The organism is Chloroflexus islandicus (genome assembly GCF_001650695.1).
Lineage (GTDB): Bacteria > Chloroflexota > Chloroflexia > Chloroflexales > Chloroflexaceae > Chloroflexus > Chloroflexus islandicus.
The window spans coordinates 84445-103579 of the sequence record NZ_LWQS01000034.1; the positions used below are offsets into that span (position 1 = coordinate 84445).

Genomic DNA, 19135 nt, shown 5'->3' on the forward strand with positions numbered 1-19135 from the left:
AGCCAAGCCAGAGTTCCTCCACACGCTGAACGGATCGGGCCTCGGCTTGCCGCGCACCATCATCGCGATTATGGAAAACTACCAGCAGGAAGACGGCAGTATTGTGATCCCCGAAGTGCTGCGCCCGTACATGGGAGGCATGGAGCGGATCGGGCCGTAAGGATAAGCGCAAGACGCTATGCCAGTCGTTATTAACCTCACCAGTGCCTTGCACGGCGGCACCAACCCGAGTTGCGGCGCCGGCGACCACAGCAGTTGCGGGCCGGATTGCGGCTGTGGTTGCCCCTACACCGGCATGGTCGAGCGCGGCAAGGTAGAACCGGTGGCGCTGATCGAACAGCGCTACCCCAACCAATGGCTCGCGCTCGTCATCCCTCCCGGCGAAGACGAAGAACGACCCGAACAGGCCATGCTCGTCGCCTACAGCAGCGACCCCGACGAGGTATGGGATGCGGTGAGCCGGATCACCTTCAATCAGGTGGTGCATGTCTACTACAACGGCTCGCTGGACGGTTTTCTAGGGCAGTTTCTCTAAACGCGGTTTTACCTTCTCTCCCTGTCCTTGCGAGGGGGCACAGCCCCCGAAGCAATCTCCCGCTTCAGCGGCAAGAATGCCTGAGCGGGTATCTTCCGTGCTCGTGGGGGATTGCTTCGCCTCGCTCCGCTCGGCTCGCAATGACATTAAGAAAGCGGCGGCTCGCAATGACAATTGGAGAGCGCGACCAAACGCACCGAACCGTATTCGCAGCGCATCTGCGCATTGCGGTATGGAGTGCGGCAGTCAAACTGCCGCACTCCATATTCGAGAGGGCGTGCTCTCCCTGTCATTGCGCGGGAGGGTCGGCACCCAGCCGAGCTGGGTGCCGCCCGACCGAAGCAATCTCCCGCTTCAGCGGCAAGAATGCCTGAGCGGGTATCTTCCGTGCTCGTGGGAAATTGCTTCGCCTCGCTCCGCTCGGCTCGCAATGACAATTGGAGAGCGACGCCTGACCGAGGTTTACCCGTATCATTATCATAATGAGAGACGACCTATGCTCACCGTTGCCGACTACCTTGCCCAACCTGCCGTACCACCCGACGCACGCCTCGCTTACGGCAGCCACCCCGACCAATTCGGTGATCTCTATCTGCCCAACTCACCGCAGCCGGCGCCGGTGATTGTGCTGATCCACGGCGGCTGCTGGCAAGCCGCCTACGACCTTGCGCCGCTCGGCGAGTGCTGCGCCGCGTTGCGCGCCGCCGGCTATGCCGTGTGGAGCCTTGAGTATCGCCGGTTGGGCAACGGCGGCGGCTGGCCACAGACGTTTCACGATGTCGCCGCCGGGGTTGACCATCTGCGAGTGTTAGCCGGCACGTACCCCCTGAACCTCGCGCGGGTGATTGCGGTTGGCCATTCCGCTGGCGGCCATCTCGCCCTCTGGCTAGCAGCACGACCCACGCTGCCGGCTACCAGTCCCCTCGCCGCCGCCAACCCGTTACCGATCCACGGCGTGGTTGCGCTCGCCGCCGTCGCCGATCTCGCCCAAGGCGTAACCGCCACCGCCTGCGGCACGGCCTGCGCCGAACTGGTCGATCACGATCCGCACCGCTACGCCGAAGCCTCGCCGCACATGCGCTTGCCGCTCGGCGTCCCTCACTATCACCTCGTAGGGAGTGACGACCTGATCGTACCGGCAGCCTACGTCACCGCCTTCGTGGCCGCGGCCCGCCAAGCTGGCGACCCTGCCCATCTGACCATCCTGCCGCAATGCGGCCACTTTGAGCTGACCACGCCGCATAGCGCGGCATGGCCGGCGGTGATGGCGGCGATAAGGGAGATGGGGTGAGGAATGGAATAACACCTTACGAGCGATTAATTAGAAAAGCTGCGCATCTTTTGCGCTGGTCAAACAGTTTGATCTATAGAGGACTCGTTTTCGATCAAACCACAACCATGCCAGCGCAAACCGACATTCTTTACCAAAACCGCTACCGCATCCCATCAGCTCGCGCCGTGTGGTGGGATTACGCCGCGCCGGGGAGCTACTTCATCACCTTCTGCACGGCGCACCGCCAGCATCTGTTCGGTTGTGTACAGCGCGGCCAGATGCACTTGTCGCCGTTAGGTGAAATCGCCTGCGCAGAATGGGAACGATCGTTTACCATCCGCGCCGAATTGGCGTGTGACGTGTACGTCATTATGCCAAACCACATCCACGCCATCATACGCATTATCGAACCCGTAGAGACGCACGGCCGTGCGTCTCCCCCGCACAGCCGCGCGTCTCTACCCCACGGCCGTGCGTCGCCGCCGAATGGTAATTCCCCCGCAACCCGCCCACCCAAATCCGTTTCATCATTCGTGGCCGGTTTCAAATCGGCCACCACCACCCGCATCAACGCCTACCGCCACACCCCCGGCGTGCCCGTTTGGCAACCCCGGTTTCACGATCACATTATTCGCCACGATATAGCGTATCAACGAATTATGGCGTATATCCGCAATAATCCCGCCCGGTGGGAACGCGACCGGTTTTACCGTGAACGGTAATAATCCCCGATTAACGTTATCGTAGAGACGCACGGCCGTGCGTCTCTACAAATACGTCGCCGGATCACAAACCCATCATTCGCCCGTCCACATCTGGTTCATCGGCCACCCCCTGCATCGTGGCCGATCAACGGATGCATCCCACCCGGTGGGAACGCGACCGGTTTTTTCCGCGAACGGACGTAATATCAACCGTTTTACAACAATTTTGTGATATCCATCCCGCCCTAAAACGCGCTATAGTATGGATAGCAACGAACACGTGACTCTTTTGGCGCTTACATCATCCATCGCCTATGTCCCGCCGTCCACGCCCGCCATTGCCTCGCTTTCGCCGCCCTGCACCGCCACCATCGCCGCGCCGTCGCCTATCGGCGCTGTGGCGCTGGCTGAACCGGCTCGTATTCAGTCTACTCATGCTGATCGTGTTGGGAGTTGCCGGTGTGATCGCGCTCTACCTCTACTATGGCCGCGATCTGCCGCCGCCTGAGTTGATCGACCAGCACCGCAGCTTTGAGAATACGCGCATCTATGCCCGCGACGGCAGTACCCTGCTCTACGAGGTGATTGGCCCCGGTGTGCGCGTGCCGGTGGCGCTTGACCGCATTCCCCAAATCTTGCGCGATGCGACGGTGGCGGTGGAAGATGCGAATTTCTATACTAACCCCGGCGTCGATCTGCCTAGCATTGCCCGCGCGTTTTGGCAGAATGTCACCGCTGGCCAGACCGTCTCTGGTGCGAGTACGATAACCATGCAGTTGGTGCGGGCCATTTTGCTCACCCCCGAAGAGGCACAGCAGCAGTCGATTGAACGCAAGATTCGCGAGGCGATTTTGGCAATTCGGGTTGGGCAGGAGTATAGCAAAGATCAGATTTTGTCCCTCTACCTCAACGAGGTCTACTACGGCGCGCAGGCCTATGGAGTGGAAGCGGCGGCGCAGCGGTATTTCGGCAAGCATGTCTGGCAACTGACCCGCGGCGAGGCAACGTTGTTGGCTGGCTTGCCCCAATCGCCCTCTAACTACAATCCGTTCGAGAATTTGCCGCTGGCTCGCGCCCGCCAACGCATTGTGCTCAATCAGATGGTGGCCGCCGGTTTTATCAGCGCCGCCGAAGCCGATTCGATCTTTGCCGAGCCGATCCGGTTGGTGCCGCCGGCGACGACCATTCAAGCGCCGCATTTTACCTTTTATGTCTATGACTTGTTGGTGCAGCGGTTCGGCGAGGAGATGGTCAACCGGGGTGGGTTGCGGGTGATTACCACCCTCGATCCGTACTGGCAGACCCAAGCCGAGGAGGTGGCGCGGGCCAAGATCGCTGAGCTGCGCGCGCGCGATGCTAGCAACGCCGGCGTGGTGATGCTGTCGCCCGATGGCCGGATTTTGGCGATGGTGGGCAGCGTTGATTACAACGCGCCCGATGGTCAGGTCAACGTGACGATGTCGCCTCGCCAACCCGGTTCGGCGCTGAAGCCGTTTGTCTACGCTGCGGCCTTGCAGCGCGGATGGACGCCGGCGACCATATTGTGGGATGTGCCATCAAGCTGGCAGGTGAATGGCACAACCTACCAGCCGCGCAATTACGATGGCCGCTTTCGCGGGCCGGTGCGGTTGCGCTTGGCGCTGGCCAATTCGCTCAATATTCCGGCGGTGAGGGCGCTGGAGTTTGTTGGGGTTGAGAACTTTGTCAATCTGATGAGCGAGTTTGGGATTACGACGTTTACCGACCCCAACCGCTATAGTTTGGCGATGGCGTTGGGCAGCAACGAGGTGCGCCTGCTCGAATTGACCGGTGCGTATGCCGGCTTGCGCGCCGGCGGCAGGCAGGTGCGTCCGGTAGCCATCTTGCGCGTCACCAACAGTCGTGGCGAGATGATTGAGTCGTGGCAGCCCCAACCCGGCAAGCCATTGCTCGGCCCGCAGAGCGAGCAGGTTGCCTTTCTCATTACCGATATCCTGAGCGACAATGCCGCTCGCCGGCTGGTGTTCGGGCGCAATAATGTGATGGAGCTACCCAACATTCCGGCAGCGGTCAAGACCGGTACCAGCAACGATTACCGCGATTCGTGGGCGGTTGGCTATACCGATGCGGTGGTCATCGGCGTCTGGGTCGGCAATAACGATAGCCGGCCAATGGCCGAGGTGGCCGGCGCGAATGGGGCCGGCTTGATCTGGCGCGAGTTGATGCTGCGCTACCACGCCAACCGCCCGGCCCAACCCTTTACCCCGCCGCAAGGGATCGTCGAGCTGCCAGTTTGCGCTGAGACAGGTGGGTCGCCGGTTCCGGAATGCTCGCAGGTGATTAGCGAACGCTTTATGGCCGGTACCGGACCGGTGAGCGCGATGACATACGAAACGTATCGCGTTGGCGGTGATGGTTCGTGTCTGGCCGCACCCTACACGCCGCCGGAAGAGGTGCGGACGGTAAGCTTCCCGGTTTACCCGACCGAGGTAGCTGAATGGGCGAAGCGCAATGGTCGCACCGCGCCCACCGAGTACTGCCCGCCGCCGCGCGAACCGGATCGCGCGATCGCCCTGCTCGATCTCGCTGAGAGCAGTGTTGTCACGAACACGTTGCTCTTCGTCAAGGGCACTGCGCGCGGCCCGTTCATTCTCGATATCGGCCAAGGCGCCGACCCGACCGGCTGGCAGGTGCTCGGCCAGAGCAGCCAGCCGGTCGAGGATGGCTTATTGGGGATGTGGAATGCCGGCGGCTGGCCGGCAGGCGATTACACAATTCGCCTGCGTGTGACTATGGCCGACGGCGGCGTAATCGAAGAGCGGCGCCGGATTCGCTATGCGCCGTGACTGGCGATCAACGCCTGTTGCCACGCCGCTTCGACCTGCGCCCGCGTCTGCGCTTGCGAACCGCTGTTGTCGATGATCACGTGCGCCCGGCTAAACCGGCTCTCTTGCGGCGGCTGAGCCGCCACACGGGCTTGGGCTTCGGCCAACGACATACCCCGGGTCGTCATCAGCCGGTCAATCTGTTGTTCGGGCGGGCATGTCACTACCCACACCTGATCACACTCATCGGCCCAACCCGACTCGATCAGCTTAATCGCGTCGATCACCACAATCGGGCGTTCGACCGGGCGCAGGCGCGTGGCATACTTGCCCGCCCCGGCCACTTCGTCGAGAAACCGGCGGATTTCAGCCCGCACTGCCGGATGGACAATCGCTTCCAGCCGTTTGAGCGCCTCTGGATCGTTGAAGACGACCGCGCCAAGTTTGCGCCGGTCGATCGCGCCGCCGGGGGTGGTCACAATCTGCGGGCCGAAGGTGTTGACAATCGCCTGATAGACCGGCGTGCCCGGTTGTTGCAACCGGTGGGTCACGCGGTCGGCGTCAATCGTGCGCGCACCTAGCGCTGCCAGCATCGCCAGCACCGTGCTCTTGCCACAGGCAATGCCGCCGGTCAGCCCGATCAAGTAGATGCCGGGATGTTTCATGCCGCCAGCTCCACATACTCTTGCAACACCAGCGCCTCATCGGAAATGCCGGCCAATTCGAGCAATTCGCTGATCAACTCGGCGCGTCGCTCGGCATCGCGCCGGCTCCACGTCCGGCTCTTGATTTCGAGGAAGGGGCCGGGATCGGGCTGGCCGGCCAGCGTATCGAGGTTGATCGCGAAGTCGTGGTCTTTGTAGAGAATGCGCCAGCGCCGCCGCCGCTTCTCGATCTCTTCGATCCGGTCGGGCTGGAAGTATTCGCGGTAGAAGCGCACGGTGTGGTCGGCGGGAGCCGTATAGCGCGCCCGCGAGAGCATCATCGCCTTGGGATGATCGACCCGCCGCGCTTCGGCCATCAGCGTGAGCGTGTACTTGGGTTGCGGGCGCGCCCCCGGATCGGTGCGGTGATCTTCGCGGATGCGGATCCGTTCGCCGTTGGCAAAGACAAAGTAGGTATCGTACTGGGTGCGCTCGCTGGTCTTGGTGATCGTGATCGCCGGATTGCGCAAAAGGGCCAGCACCCGCTCGACATCCGCCGGTTGCAGGCGGGCCTTGACCTGAATCTCGAAGATCTCGGCCTGCTGCACGCCTCCCAGCGCCAGAATCTTGGCCAGCAGATTGCGCTCGCGAGTGGCGAGAAACTCGTTGATACGGGCGGCAATCGCCTGCGCACGGGCAATGATCGCCTCTTCATCGAGCGTCTGCAGGTGGCGATCGCGCAGCAGCAGTTTGCCGTCAACCAGCACATCGCGCACATCGGCGGCCCGGCTGCTGTAGACAAGGTGCGAATAGATTGCGTCGGCAGCGTAGGTGTAGCGCGGCGCGCTGTGCAGCCGGCGCAGTTCGACCACGGCAATATCGGCCCGTTTGCCCACCACCAGCGAGCCGATCAGGTGATCGAGATGGACAGCGCGCGCACCCCAGCAGGTCGCTAGCGCAAAGGCTTCGCGGGCCGGCACCGCCGTCGGATCGCCGCTCAAGCCTTTCGGCAGCAGCGCCGCCAACTGAATCTCGGTAAACATATCTTGATCGTCGTTGCTGGCCGGGCCATCGGTGCCTAACCCCACCCGCACCCCAGTCTCGATCATACGGCGGAAGGGCGCGACGCCGCTGGCCAGTTTGAGGTTGCTGGTCGGGCAGGGCACCGCGCCGGCGCGCGCTTCGCGCAAGAGCCGCATGTCGTCTTCGGTAGCATGGACGCAGTGGGCAGCGATGCAGGGCACATCAAATGCGCCGACCCGCTTGGCGTAGCGGATCGGCGTCACTTCGCGGTCGCGAATGCTCTCCTCCACTTCCCGCGCCGTCTCAGACAAGTGGGTGATCAGCGGCGCGCCAAACTCAGCGCAAAGCGCCGAGGCTTGGCGATAGATGTCGTCGGTGCAGGTGTACGGCGCGTGAGGCGCTACCGTGGCGATAATCCGTGGGTGGCCGCGCCACTCGGCCATAAACCGGCGCGCCCGCTCGATCCCGGCATCGAACGAATCGGCATCAGGCGTCGGCAAGCGCATCACCGTCTGCCCGCAAATCGCTCGCATCCCGGCCTCATCGGCGGCGCGGGCAACTTCTTCCTCGAAATAGTACATATCGACGAAGGTCGTCGTGCCGCCGCGGATCATCTCGGCGCAACTGAGCAGCGTGCCAGTATAGCTGAAGTCGGGATCGACAAACTGGCTTTCCACCGGAAACATATAGCCAAACAGCCAGACATCAAGCTGCTGGTCGGCCACCAACCCGCGTAAAAGACTCATCGGCACGTGAGCGTGACCGTTGATCAGACCGGGAATAATCGCACAATCCCGGCAATCGATCGTCTCTGCGGCGGTGTACCGGGCGGCCAGCTCGGCGCTCGGCCCCACCGCCACGATCACCCCATCGCGAATCGCGACGGCGCCGTCGGCAAAGATTCGCCACTCCTCATCCATCGTCACGACGGTGCCGCCGGTGAGCAGGGTATCAACATGCTCCATGCAAACCTCCTCAACCCATTCGCTGTCTTCTGAGTATTGTACGGGAAAGCGGCCAAACATGCGATCCGCCGGAATGCTGATTGAGCGGTAGAGCGACGGGGTGAGAGGAGGCTGGCAGTGAAAAGGAACTTACTGTGCCGCATTGACAGGTTAAGGTCTGCGTGCTACGCTTGTGACGCATCTTCAGCTACTCGACTAGCGATACATCCAAGAACACACTATAAGAATCTGATCTGCAGCGGAAAGAGTTTCCACTTGCAGAATGTTATAGAGATATTCTTTTGTCGCGATCAACGCGCGCAGACCGTAGCAAGCGACCACAAAGGAGTTCATCGTGACAACCCAATCAAACAGGCTTGCTTCATACGTAAGCGATATTGCCCAGCTAACGCAACGCAGTGATGCGCGTGAAGAGAGCTACTATACTATCCTTGAAAAGTTACTGCTCGATACTGCCAAGGAGATACAACGCCCCATTCATGTAACCATCCTACCCAAGCCTACCGAGGGTGGCAATCCCGATTTTCGAGTCTGGGACGATTCGTATAAGGTTATCGGGTATATCGAAGCAAAAGCGCCGGGCACTAACCTTAAACAGGCAGAGAGATCGACGCAACTCCAACGCTACTTGCACACCTTTCCCAACCTTATCCTCACTGATTTCTATAAGTTTCACCTGTACCGCAACGGCAGCTCGATAGAGGAAGCTACACTGGAGCACCCCGTTACACCCGCGCAACAGGGTGCAGCTCTCGATCGCCTGCTGACAAATTTTTTTGCTTTTGCTTTGCCGTCTATTGAGACACCTGAAGCGCTTGCAAAGGAGCTTGCGCGGCGCACCCGTTTTCTGCGTGATGAAGTGATCCGTCCTGAACTGGCCGCACAATTATCACAGAAAAAGGGTGTTTTGTATGGCTTCTACACTGCGTTTCAGCAATACCTGATAGCTGGACTGACCGAAGAGCAGTTTGCCGATCTCTATGCGCAAACGATCACCTACGGGCTGTTTGCTGCTTGGTCTCGCGATCAAAGTGGTTTCAACCGTAAATTGGCTCACTCATACATCCCCGCTACGATTGGCATTCTGCTCGATGTTTTCAATTACATCTCGCTAAAGACCCCCCCGCTGCAAATGCAGGTTATTATTGATGACATCGCTGCCGTTTTGAACGCTGCTAATGTACAAAAAATCTTAGCAACTTACTATAACCAAGGGAAAGGCGCCGATCCGATCCTACACTTCTATGAGACCTTTTTGGCTGAATACGATCCCGCCACCCGCGAACGGCGCGGCGTCTATTACACACCCCAACCTGTAGTGAATTATATCGTGCGCGCAGTTCACGAACTGCTGCAGACGCGCTTCGGCTTCGTCGATGGCCTTGCCGACGAGAATGTCAAGCTGCTCGACCCTGCCGCCGGCACGCTTACCTTTCCTGCCGCAGCTATCCAGCTTGCTGTAAACGAGTTTGTGGCGAAATACGGCGCAGGGGTCAAAGCCAACTTGCTTCGTAACCATATTTTGCCCCATTTTTTTGCCTTTGAGTTACTTATGGCGCCATACGCCATTGGCCACATGAAAATCGGCTTTTTACTCGATGCGCTAGGCATGCCATTACAATCCGACCAACGCTTCCAATTCTTTCTCACCAACACGCTTGAGATGGAAGACCTGCAACAAACCCAGATCCCCGGTCTCTCTTCACTCTCTGAAGAGAGTCACCAAGCCGCGCAGGTGAAGAATGACGATACGATTCTTGTGATTCTTGGCAACCCGCCCTACTCCGGCATTTCCGCCAATCAGAATGATTGGACTGAACAACTGCTCAAAACCGACCTCGATGGCGCTCCAAGCTACTATACGGTAGACGGTCAGCCGCTTGGCGAGAAGAATCCCAAGTGGCTGCAAGATGATTACGTTAAGTTTCTGCGTTTCGCCCAATGGAAGATCCACAAAGCTGGCCGCGGCATCGTTGCGATGATTACCAATCACGGCTATCTTGATAATCCCACCTTTCGCGGCATGCGCCAGAGTCTGCTCACCACCTTCGATGAAATCTACCTGCTCGATCTGCACGGCAACAGTCTGAAGCGTGAAACCGCACCTGATGGCGGCCCCGATGAAAATGTCTTCGACATCCGGCAAGGAGTGGCTATCGGTATCTTCGTGAAATACGACCGCCGTACTCCTTCCAACCAGCAACAGTATCAGTGGCAAACTCCGGCTGAGGTATGGCGATACACTGGCCCCCACGCGCGTGAGTTGCGCAAGAATCCCACTCTTGCTGAAGATACGCTCTGGCAGCGTCTGCGCCATGGGCAATTGGGCGTCAAATTTCGCCGCCAGCACTGCATTGACCGTTTCATCGTCGATTTCTACGCCCGTGAGCCGCGTCTTATTATTGAAGTAGATGGCCCAATTCACGAGACGCAGCAGGAATACGATGCGTGGCGGCAGTCTGTGCTTGAACATCTGGGTTATCGCGTGCTGCGCTTTACTAACGATGATGTGCTGGCAAACGTCGAGGGAGTCATTCAGGTGATTAGTGAGGCGATTGCGGAGGAACCCCCACCCCTAACCCCTCCCCCGTTAACGGGGGAGGGGCACGCACCCTCTCCGTCGACGGGGACGAGCATTCCCCCCTCCCCGTCGACGGGGAGGGGGCAAGGGGGTGGGGTCTACCATGCCGACCTCTACGGCCTGCGTGAACAGAAATACGAATGGTTAGAAACGCATACCCTCGATACCACAGATTACCGATGTATTACGCCGCAAGCTCCTTACTATTTCTTTGTCCCGCGCCAAACAGCCAATCTCCAAGCCTATCTTTCGTGGCCGCGCATCAATGAGCTATTTCCCGTCAATAGCGTGGGGATTGTCACGGCGCGAGATGCTTTTGCGATTGCCTTCGATGAAACGGAGCTTAAGAGTCGGATACTGCAATTCCAAAACATACAGGGGCTGCCGGACGATATCTTGGCGCAGGCGTATGGTTTGAAAGACAAGGCTGGATGGTCATTGGCGACGGCGCGCAAGCGTGTGCAAGCCGATCCCCACTGGCAAACCAAAATCCATCCCATCCTCTACCGTCCATTTGATGTGCGCTCTATCTTTTACCACGAAGCAGTGATTGAACGCCCCCGCGCTGAAGTGATGCGGCACATGCTGGCAGGGGAGAATGTGGCATTGGTATTACCGCGTCGAGTTGAGCATACCGGCTCGTGGCAACACGTTTTTCTTGCAAGGACTCCTATTGAGCATGTTGCAGTCTCGCTTAAGACGATTGACTACTGTTTCCCCCTCTACCTCTACCCCTCAGCAACGAACCCAGCGATGTTCCACACCGCCAAGCAGGCCAACTTCGCCGATTGGCTCTTGCCTACACTAACCGCCGCCTACGGCTTCACACCGGCGCCAGAGCAGGTGCTGGCGTATGTCTATGCTATCTGCTACAGTCCAACCTACCGGCAGAACTACGCTGAAGAACTGCGAACGGATTTTCCGCGCATCCCTTTTACATCCGACGGTAAGCTCTTTCAGGCCATAGCCGCGCAAGGGCAAACGTTGATTGAACTGCACTTGCTGCGCACGCCACCGCCAGCGCAAGGCGTGAAGTATCAAGGTCAAGGCAGCGACCAGATAGAGTTTGTGCGCTATGATCCGTCGCAACAGCGTGTTGCCATTAATCGTGATAAATACTTTGAAGGCATCAAACCAGAGGTATGGGAATATCGGATCGGCGGTTATCAAGTGTTAGAAAAGTATCTCAAGGATCGCAAGGGACGCACGATGAACGATCCAGTACGGTATATTCACATCGCTCACGCCCTAGCGGCTACGATCAATGTGCAGGCGATTATTGACCAGTTGTACGCTCACGTCGAGCAACAAACGGTGCAGTTCTAGGTCGCTGTTGCCTGAAATGCTTAGCTATGCTCACGATCAAGCATGAAATCAAGGATCATAGGTTATAACCGATTCTAATGACCCTACGCCACTCATCGATAAATTGAATATTGGCGCACCGCACCACCTTGGCAGAAGCTCAAAGCAATTGATGAACTAAACGAAACGCTCAAGCTCCTTGCGTTGAGTGATCTCCGCCGTCGTTATCCACATGCTTCAGAAAGCGAATTGCAGCGCCGCCTTGCTGAGCGTTGGCTGGGAAAGGAAGGAGCGGCGCGTGTGTATGGCCCAATTGCAGCAGATGATAAAACTGGCATGAGCTGAGCTAAGCACGTTATTCCGCAATCATAGAGTGCGGCAGTTTTCTCCCCACACCTCCCCCAACTTCGGTTAGAATACACGTGGCCAACACCCATCAGCGCGGCGCATGCGTCGCTCTCTACCTTATGCACTCAGACACCCTTACCGCTGAAACGCTCACCCCGCCTCCTTCACGCTCGCAGCTCGAAAAGCGGGTGTTGCGGCTGGCATGGCCGGTGATCGGCGAAAACTTGCTGCAAACCATGCTCGGTGTGGTTGACACCATCCTCGTCGCGTCGCTTGGCGCAGTGGCGCTGGCCGGCGTCGGCGCCGCTTTGCAGGTCATCTTCGTCACCACCGCCGCCCTTAGCGCGTTATCGGTCGGGGTGGCCGTGCTGGTTGCCCAAGCCTACGGCGGCGGGAAGCTCGCTGAGGCGAGCGCGGTGGCCCGCCAAGGGTTGCTCTGGAGCATCTTGATCGGCCTGCCGCTCACCGCTATCGGCCTGCCGCTCACCCCCGCCTTGATCGACCTGTTTGGGCTGGCGCCCGATGTGAGCCAAGTCGGGATCGATTATCTAGCGGTGACGATGAGCACCATCACCACCCTGACTATGATGTATCTGATCGGCGGCGTCTTGCGCGGGGTGGGTGATTCGCGCACGCCGATGCTGGTCACTGCCTTCGCCAATGTGGTCAATGTGATTGCCAGTGCAGCACTGATCTTCGGCTGGCTCGGCCTGCCGGCGCTCGGCGCAGTGGGCAGTGCGTGGGGATCGGTCATTGCCCGCTTGATCGGCGCCGCACTGCTGGTAGGGGTGCTCTGGTATGGACGCAATGGCGTGCGCGCTGGCGGCGGCGGCATGTGGTGGCCGCGGATCGGCGTCTTGCGCGATGTGTTGCGGATCGGGATGCCGGCGGCGCTCGAAGAGGTGTTGGTGATCGGTGCGATCGCTTCGCTGACGCCGGTGGTGGCGACGCTGGGCACGGTGCCGTTGGCCGCCCACCGGGTCGCCATCAATGTCCTCTCGCTCTCGTTTTTGCCCGGTATCGGCTTTGGGCTAGCGGCGACCGCGCTGGTCGGCCAAGCTATCGGCGCGCAGCGTCCCGCTGAAGCCAATGCGGTAGCGATGATCGCGTTGCGCTGGACGATCATCTGGATGGGTGGTCTCGGGGTGTTGTTCCTTATCTTTGCCGAAGGGCTGGTCAGCATCTTCAACCGCGATCCGCAGTTGGTCGCCGATGGCGCGGCGGCGGTGCGTGTAGTTGCTCTCACCCAACCGGCGTGGGCCTTGACCTTTGCCATCGGCGGCGCGCTGCGCGGGTTGGGCGATACTCTCTCGCCGCTCGCCATTAGCGGCACTGCGATCTGGGTCTGCGTCGCGCTGGCGCTGGTCATTGTGACGTGGTGGGCGCCAGCGTTGTGGGGCGTGTGGCTCGCCTTCCTCATTGTTGGCCCGTTTGAAGCGGCTATGTTCTGGCGGGTGTGGCGCCGGAGGTTCACGATTCTCACCCGCTGAACGCACCACCCTCTGTCCAACCTTGCGGGGCGGACAGAAATGTTGTCGATGACACCCGTTGATCGCCTCAAAGTGTAGCTCTGCTCCCCTCTCCCGCGCCAGCAGGTTCAGTCCGGTACCCGGCCCTAAAGGGCCGGGCTATGGTTACGAAGCCCACTGCGCGGGCTGCTGGCTCTCACCGCCGGCCCCTCTCCCACCTAACGGCGGGAGAGGGGAGCGGAGCGCCGGGCTTTGAAGCATCGCACAGCGATCAATGGAAGTAGCCGCACACATGTTCTGTCTATCCCTCAACGCCAGTGGGAGAGGGGCTGGGGGTGAGGGCAAACCAGCTCATCGCAAAGCTATAACCTACATCTACGCTCATGTGTTCTGTCCGCCCTTGAACTGTCCAACTGCACTGCCGTGCGGCTCTAGCGACCCACCGCTGTGCGGCGCTACATGTCGCGGAACCATTTTCCCGGCATCGCCGTCTCTCTACTGAGACGTAAAACAAATGCCTAAGGAGATACCACTATGGAAAACCGTCTTCTCACTACCATTCTCGCCTTTACAGCTTTGATTGCTGTGTTGGCCTTGGCCGCCGTCGGTCTGCTCCGCCCTACCCAAACCGCTACAGCCCAACCCGGCGTGAGCAATATGCCGCAGATTGTGGTCATCGGCACCGGCGAAGTGAAGGTGGAACCGGACATCGCCATTATCACGATCGGCGTCGAGACCAAAGCGCCGACGACCCAAGAGGCGTTGGCCCAGAATAGCGCGCAGGCGCAGGCGATCATCGATCGCATCCGCCAGTTGGGCGTCGAGGCGAAAGACATTCAGACTACCGGCATTAACATCTATCCGTTCTACGATGAGCAAGGCCAGAATATTATCGGCTACACCGTCAGCAATATGGTCAACGTGACCATCCGCAATATCGCGCAGGCCGGTGATCTGATCGATCAAGTGGTACAAGTGGGCGCGAACCGGCTGTACGGCGTGAGCTTCGGTGTGAGCGACACGGAAGCGGTGATGGCGCAGGCGCGCGAGGCGGCGGTCGCCAATGCGCGGGCACGGGCCGAGCAAATGGCGCGCGCGAGCGGCACGTCGCTGGGCCGGGTGCTGTTCATCACCGAGAACTTTGGCGCTAGCCCTATCCCGGTGCCGATGATGGCTGACGCCTACGGCGCACCTGCCTCCCGCTCGGCGCCGCCGGTGCAACCCGGCCAGCAAACCTACAGCGCCACCGTCCAAATCACCTTCGAGTTGCGGTAAACGGTCTCACGTGGGGGCACAGCGCGCTGTGCCCCCCGCTCGGCGTTGAGGGAAGGGCAGAACAAGTGATCGATTGTAATCGTTGATCGCAATGCGATGCCTCGACGCTTGACCCTCCGCTCCCCTCTCCCGCGCCAGTGGGAGAGGGGCTGGTGGTGAGGGCCAGCAGCCCGCGCAGCGGGCTTTGTAAGCCTAGCCCGGCCCTTCAGGGCCGGGCGCCGGACGGATGTCTGTCCCCCCTTGAACGCCAGTGGGAGAGGGGCCGGGGGTGAGGGCCAGCAGCCCGCGCAGCGGGCTTCGTAACTCTAGCCCGGCCCTTCAGGGCCGGGTGCCGGACGGATGTCTGTCCCCCCTTGAACGCCAGTGGGAGAGGGGCTGGTGGTGAGGGCCAGCAGCCCGCGCAGCGGGCTTTGTAAGCCTAGCCCGGCCCTGAAGGGCCGGGCGCCGGACGGATGTCTGTCCCCCCTTGAACGCCAGTGGGAGAGGGGCCGGGGGTGCGGGCCAGCAGCCCGCGCAGCGGGCTTCGTAACTCTAGCCCGGCCCTTCAGGGCCGGGTGCCGGACGGATGTCTGTCCCCCTCTTGAACGCCAGTGGGAGAGGGGCCGGGGGTACGGGCCAGCAGCCCGCGCAGCGGGCTTTGTAAGCCTAGCCCGGCCCTTCAGGGCCGGGTGCCGGACGGATGTCTGTCCCCCCCTTGAACGCCAGTGGGAGAGGGGCTGGTGGTGAGGGCCAGCAGCCCGCGCAGCGGGCTTCGTAAGCCTAGCCCGGCCCTGAAGGGCCGGGCGCCGGACGGATGTCTGTCCCCCCTTGAACGCTAGTGGGAGAGGGGCCGGGGGTGAGGGCCAGCAGCCCGCGCAGCGGGCTTCGTAACTCTAGCCCGGCCCTGAAGGGCCGGGTGCCGAACGGATGTCTGTCCCCCCTTGAACGCCAGTGGGAGAGGGGCTGGTGGTGCGGGCCAGCAGCTCGAGCAGCGGGCTTCGTAACTCTAGCCCGGCCCTTCAGGGCCGGGCGCCGGACGGATGTCTGTCCCCCCTTGAACGCCAGTGGGAGAGGGGCTGGTGGTGAGGGCCAGCAGCCCGCGCAGCGGGCTTTGTAAGCCTAGCCCGGCCCTTCAGGGCCGGGTGCCAAACGGATGTCCTGTCCCCCCCTTGAACGCCAGTGGGAGAGGGGCCGGGGGTGAGGCCAGCAGCCCGCGCAGCGGGCTTCGTAACGCTAGCCCGGCCCTTCAGGGCCGGGTGCCGAACGGATGTCCTGTCCCCCCCTTGAACGCCAGTGGGAGAGGGGCCGGGGGTGCGGGCCAGCAGCCCGCGCAGCGGGCTTCGTAACTCTAGCCCGGCCCTTCAGGGCCGGGCGCCGGACGGATGTCTGTCCCCCCTTGAACGCCAGTGGGAGAGGGGCTGGTGGTGAGGGCCAGCAGCCCGCGCAGCGGGCTTCGTAACTCTAGCCCGGCCCTTCAGGGCCGGGTGCCGAACGGATGTCCTGTCCCCCCCTTGAACGCCAGTGGGAGAGGGGCTGGTGGTGAGGGCCAGCAGCCCGCGCAGCGGGCTTCGTAACTCTAGCCCGGCCCTTCAGGGCCGGGTGCCGAACGGATGTCCTGTCCCCCCCTTGAACGCCAGTGGGAGAGGGGCTAGGGGTGAGGGCTAGCAGCCCGCGCAGCGGGCTTTGTAAGCCTAGCCCGGCCCTTCAGGGCCGGGTGCCGAACGGATGTCCTGTCCCCCCCTTGAACGCCAGTGGGAGAGGGGCCGGGGGGTGCGGGTCAGCAGCTCGAGCAGCGGGCTTCGTAACTCTAGCCCGGCCCTTCAGGGCCGGGTGCCGGACGGATGTCCTGTCCCCCCCCTTGAACGCCAGTGGGAGAGGGGCCGGGGGTGCGGGCCAGCAGCCCGCGCAGCGGGCTTCGTAACTCTAGCCCGGCCCTTCAGGGCCGGGCGCCGGACGGATGTCTGTCCCCCCTTGAACGCTAGTGGGAGAGGGGCCGGGGGTGCGGGCCAGCAGCCCGCGCAGCGGGCTTCGTAACTCTAGCCCGGCCCTTCAGGGCCGGGCGCCGGATCAGATGTTCTGTCCGCCTATGAACCACCCGGCAGGGCACAGCGCGCTGTGCCCCTCTCCCGCCGCCATTCTGGTATAATACCTCTAGCCCAACCAGCAGCGCGGCGTTGTTGCCCCTCCCGCCTCGACGCGGACGGCGCAACCCGCGCTGTTGCTATCTCTTCAGTGCCAGAACTCGCGAGCACCGTATGCCGTTCCGGATCGAAGCGCCGTATCAGCCAACCGGCGATCAACCACAAGCCATCGAGAAGTTGGTGGCCGGTTTGCGCGCCGGCTACCGCCATCAGACCTTGCTCGGTGCCACCGGCACCGGCAAGACCTTCGTGATGGCCCATATCTTTGCCCAGACCCAACGCCCCACCCTCGTCCTCGCTCACAACAAGACCCTCGTCTCGCAGTTGTGGGCCGAGTTCCGCGAGTTTTTGCCTGACGCGGCGGTCGAGATGTTTATCTCGTATTACGATGAGTATACGCCGGAAGCTTACGTCCCCTCGAAAGACCTCTATATCGAGAAAGAGGCCAGTATCAACGAGGAGATCGACCGGCTGCGCCACGCCGCAACCCAAGCTCTCTTCACCCGCCGCGATGTCCTGATTGTGGCGTCAGTTTCGGCGATTTACGGTCTTGGTTCGCCGCACGATTACGGCCAAGAGAAGATTCTGCTCCGCGTCGGCGAGGTGCGTAATCGCGATAAGCTGCTGCGCCAGTTGATCGACCTCCAGTTCGAGCGCAAGGACATGGATTTCCAACGCGGTACGTTCCGCGTCCGTGGCGATACGCTCGATATTATTCCTGCCAACGCTGAAACTGCCATTCGAGTTGAGTTTTGGGGCGATGAGATTGAGCGGATTGTCGAGCTTGACCCGCTCACCGGCGAGGTGTTGCTCAAACATACCGCAGTCGAAATCTATCCCGCCAAGCACTTCGTTACCACCAAAGAGAAGTTGCAGCAGGCGATCATCGCGATTCAAGACGAGCTGAACGAGCGGGTGCGCGAATTGGAAGCCGCTGGTAAGCTGCTTGAGGCGCAGCGGCTGAAGCAACGCACGCTCTACGACCTCGAAATGCTGAGCGAGGTGGGGTATTGTAGCGGAATTGAGAACTATTCGCGCCATCTCGACGGGCGCGCCGCCGGCCAGACGCCGTGGACGCTGCTGGACTATTTTCCCGATGATTTGCTGATCTTTATTGACGAGAGCCACATTACCATTCCGCAGTTGCGCGGCATGTACAACGGCGACCGCCAGCGCAAGCAGACGCTAGTGGATTACGGCTTTCGCTTGCCGTCGGCCCTCGATAACCGCCCGCTCAAGTTTGAAGAGTTTGAGCAGCACGTCTATCAGGTGATCTACGTCTCGGCCACTCCCGGCCCTTACGAGCGGGAAAAGAGTGAGCAGATCGTCGAGCAGATCATCCGTCCCACCGGCCTGCTCGATCCCGAAATCGAGGTGCGCCCGACCAGAGGCCAGATCGACGACCTGCTCGGTGAGATCCGGCGCCGGGTTGAGCGTAAGCAGCGCGTGCTGGTCACCACCTTGACCAAGCGCATGGCCGAGGACTTGGCCGACTATCTGAAAGAGATGGGGGTGCGCACGATGTACCTCCACGCCGACATCGACACGATCGAGCGGGTGGAGATTCTGCGCGATCTGCGTCTCGGCGTGTACGATGTGGTGGTGGGGATCAATCTGCTGCGCGAAGGGCTTGACTTGCCCGAAGTCAGTCTGGTGGCGATCCTCGATGCCGACAAAGAGGGCTATTTGCGCTCGGAAACGTCGCTCATCCAGATCATCGGGCGGGCGGCGCGCCACATCGAAGGCAAGGTGATTATGTACGCCGACACCATCACCCGCTCGATGGAGGCCGCTATCCGCGAAACGCAGCGCCGCCGCGACATTCAGATGGCCCACAACCTACGTCACGGCATCACGCCGCAAGGCATCGCCAAAGGCGTGCGCGACCTCACCGACCGCATCCGCAAGATGGCCGAAGAGCGCGGTGAGTACGTGACCACCCCCACCACGGCGGTGCCGGTGAGCCTGCCGCGTGATGAGGTGCTGAAACTGATCAAAGACCTTGAGAAGCAGATGAAGCAGGCCGCGAAAGATCTAGCCTTTGAGAAAGCGGCCTCGTTGCGCGACCAGATCATCGAACTGCGCCAGA

10 protein-coding genes are annotated in these 19135 nt (G+C 61.0%); 8 read left to right on the plus strand and 2 right to left on the minus strand.

The annotated features are described in order from the left end of the window. Nucleotides 1–178 precede the first annotated feature (178 nt). The 4 genes from A6A03_RS03080 to A6A03_RS03095 all read left to right on the plus strand — a co-directional run bounded on the left by A6A03_RS03080 (nucleotide 179) and on the right by A6A03_RS03095 (nucleotide 5337). On the plus strand, nucleotides 179–535 hold the full coding sequence (locus A6A03_RS03080; RefSeq protein ID WP_066783469.1) for a hypothetical protein: 357 nt from the start codon (nucleotides 179–181) through the stop codon (nucleotides 533–535). Nucleotides 536–1031: 496 nt separating this feature from the next. Continuing rightward, entirely contained in the window at nucleotides 1032–1826 is a 795-nt protein-coding gene (locus tag A6A03_RS03085; protein ID WP_066783471.1) for an alpha/beta hydrolase, read from the plus strand. A 107-nt stretch (nucleotides 1827–1933) separates the two neighbouring features. Then, a complete protein-coding gene (locus tag A6A03_RS03090) occupies nucleotides 1934–2530 on the plus strand; it encodes a transposase (RefSeq protein ID WP_082908906.1) in 597 nt (198 codons plus the stop codon). A gap of 296 nt (nucleotides 2531–2826) precedes the next feature. Continuing rightward, nucleotides 2827–5337, plus strand: a complete 2511-nt coding sequence (locus A6A03_RS03095) for a transglycosylase domain-containing protein (protein WP_066783473.1) — start codon at nucleotides 2827–2829, stop codon at nucleotides 5335–5337. On the opposite strand, the gene coaE is transcribed toward A6A03_RS03095, so the two are convergent. Both coaE and A6A03_RS03105 read right to left on the minus strand, forming a co-directional pair. Continuing rightward, nucleotides 5325–5981 (minus strand): dephospho-CoA kinase, encoded by a 657-nt coding sequence (gene coaE / locus A6A03_RS03100; RefSeq protein WP_066783475.1) that lies wholly within the window; start codon nucleotides 5979–5981, stop codon nucleotides 5325–5327. The two genes, A6A03_RS03095 and coaE, sit on opposite strands and share 13 nt — an antisense overlap. Further along, nucleotides 5978–7948, minus strand: a complete 1971-nt coding sequence (locus tag A6A03_RS03105) for an amidohydrolase family protein (RefSeq protein WP_066783476.1) — start codon at nucleotides 7946–7948, stop codon at nucleotides 5978–5980. The genes coaE and A6A03_RS03105 overlap by 4 nt, the downstream gene beginning before the upstream one ends. A gap of 334 nt (nucleotides 7949–8282) precedes the next feature. On the opposite strand from A6A03_RS03105, the gene A6A03_RS20580 reads away from it, so the two are divergent. The 4 genes from A6A03_RS20580 to uvrB form a co-directional block, all read left to right on the plus strand. Further along, nucleotides 8283–11855: a type ISP restriction/modification enzyme gene (locus A6A03_RS20580; protein WP_066783477.1), complete on the plus strand. Its 3573-nt coding sequence runs from the start codon at nucleotides 8283–8285 to the stop codon at nucleotides 11853–11855. A gap of 401 nt (nucleotides 11856–12256) precedes the next feature. Further along, nucleotides 12257–13672, plus strand: a complete 1416-nt coding sequence (locus A6A03_RS03115; protein WP_245668799.1) for an MATE family efflux transporter — start codon at nucleotides 12257–12259, stop codon at nucleotides 13670–13672. A 513-nt stretch (nucleotides 13673–14185) separates the two neighbouring features. Continuing rightward, a complete protein-coding gene (locus A6A03_RS03120; RefSeq protein WP_066783479.1) occupies nucleotides 14186–14926 on the plus strand; it encodes an SIMPL domain-containing protein in 741 nt (246 codons plus the stop codon). Nucleotides 14927–17160: 2234 nt separating this feature from the next. After that, the coding region (gene uvrB, locus A6A03_RS03125; protein WP_066783480.1) for an excinuclease ABC subunit UvrB at nucleotides 17161–19135 on the plus strand (1975 nt) is incomplete at its 3' end.

Excerpts from the sequence above, each read along its gene's own strand:
- A6A03_RS03080 (WP_066783469.1), top strand. The coding sequence starts at position 179 with ATGCCAGTCGTTATTAACCTCACCAGTGCCTTGCACGGCGGCACCAAC.
- A6A03_RS03120 (WP_066783479.1), top strand. The coding sequence starts at position 14,186 with ATGGAAAACCGTCTTCTCACTACCATTCTCGCCTTTACAGCTTTGATT.
- A6A03_RS03095 (WP_066783473.1), top strand. The coding sequence starts at position 2,827 with ATGTCCCGCCGTCCACGCCCGCCATTGCCTCGCTTTCGCCGCCCTGCA.
- A6A03_RS03085 (WP_066783471.1), top strand. The coding sequence starts at position 1,032 with ATGCTCACCGTTGCCGACTACCTTGCCCAACCTGCCGTACCACCCGAC.
- A6A03_RS03105 (WP_066783476.1), bottom strand. The coding sequence starts at position 7,948 with ATGGAGCATGTTGATACCCTGCTCACCGGCGGCACCGTCGTGACGATG.
- coaE (WP_066783475.1), bottom strand. The coding sequence starts at position 5,981 with ATGAAACATCCCGGCATCTACTTGATCGGGCTGACCGGCGGCATTGCC.
- A6A03_RS03090 (WP_082908906.1), top strand. The coding sequence starts at position 1,934 with ATGCCAGCGCAAACCGACATTCTTTACCAAAACCGCTACCGCATCCCA.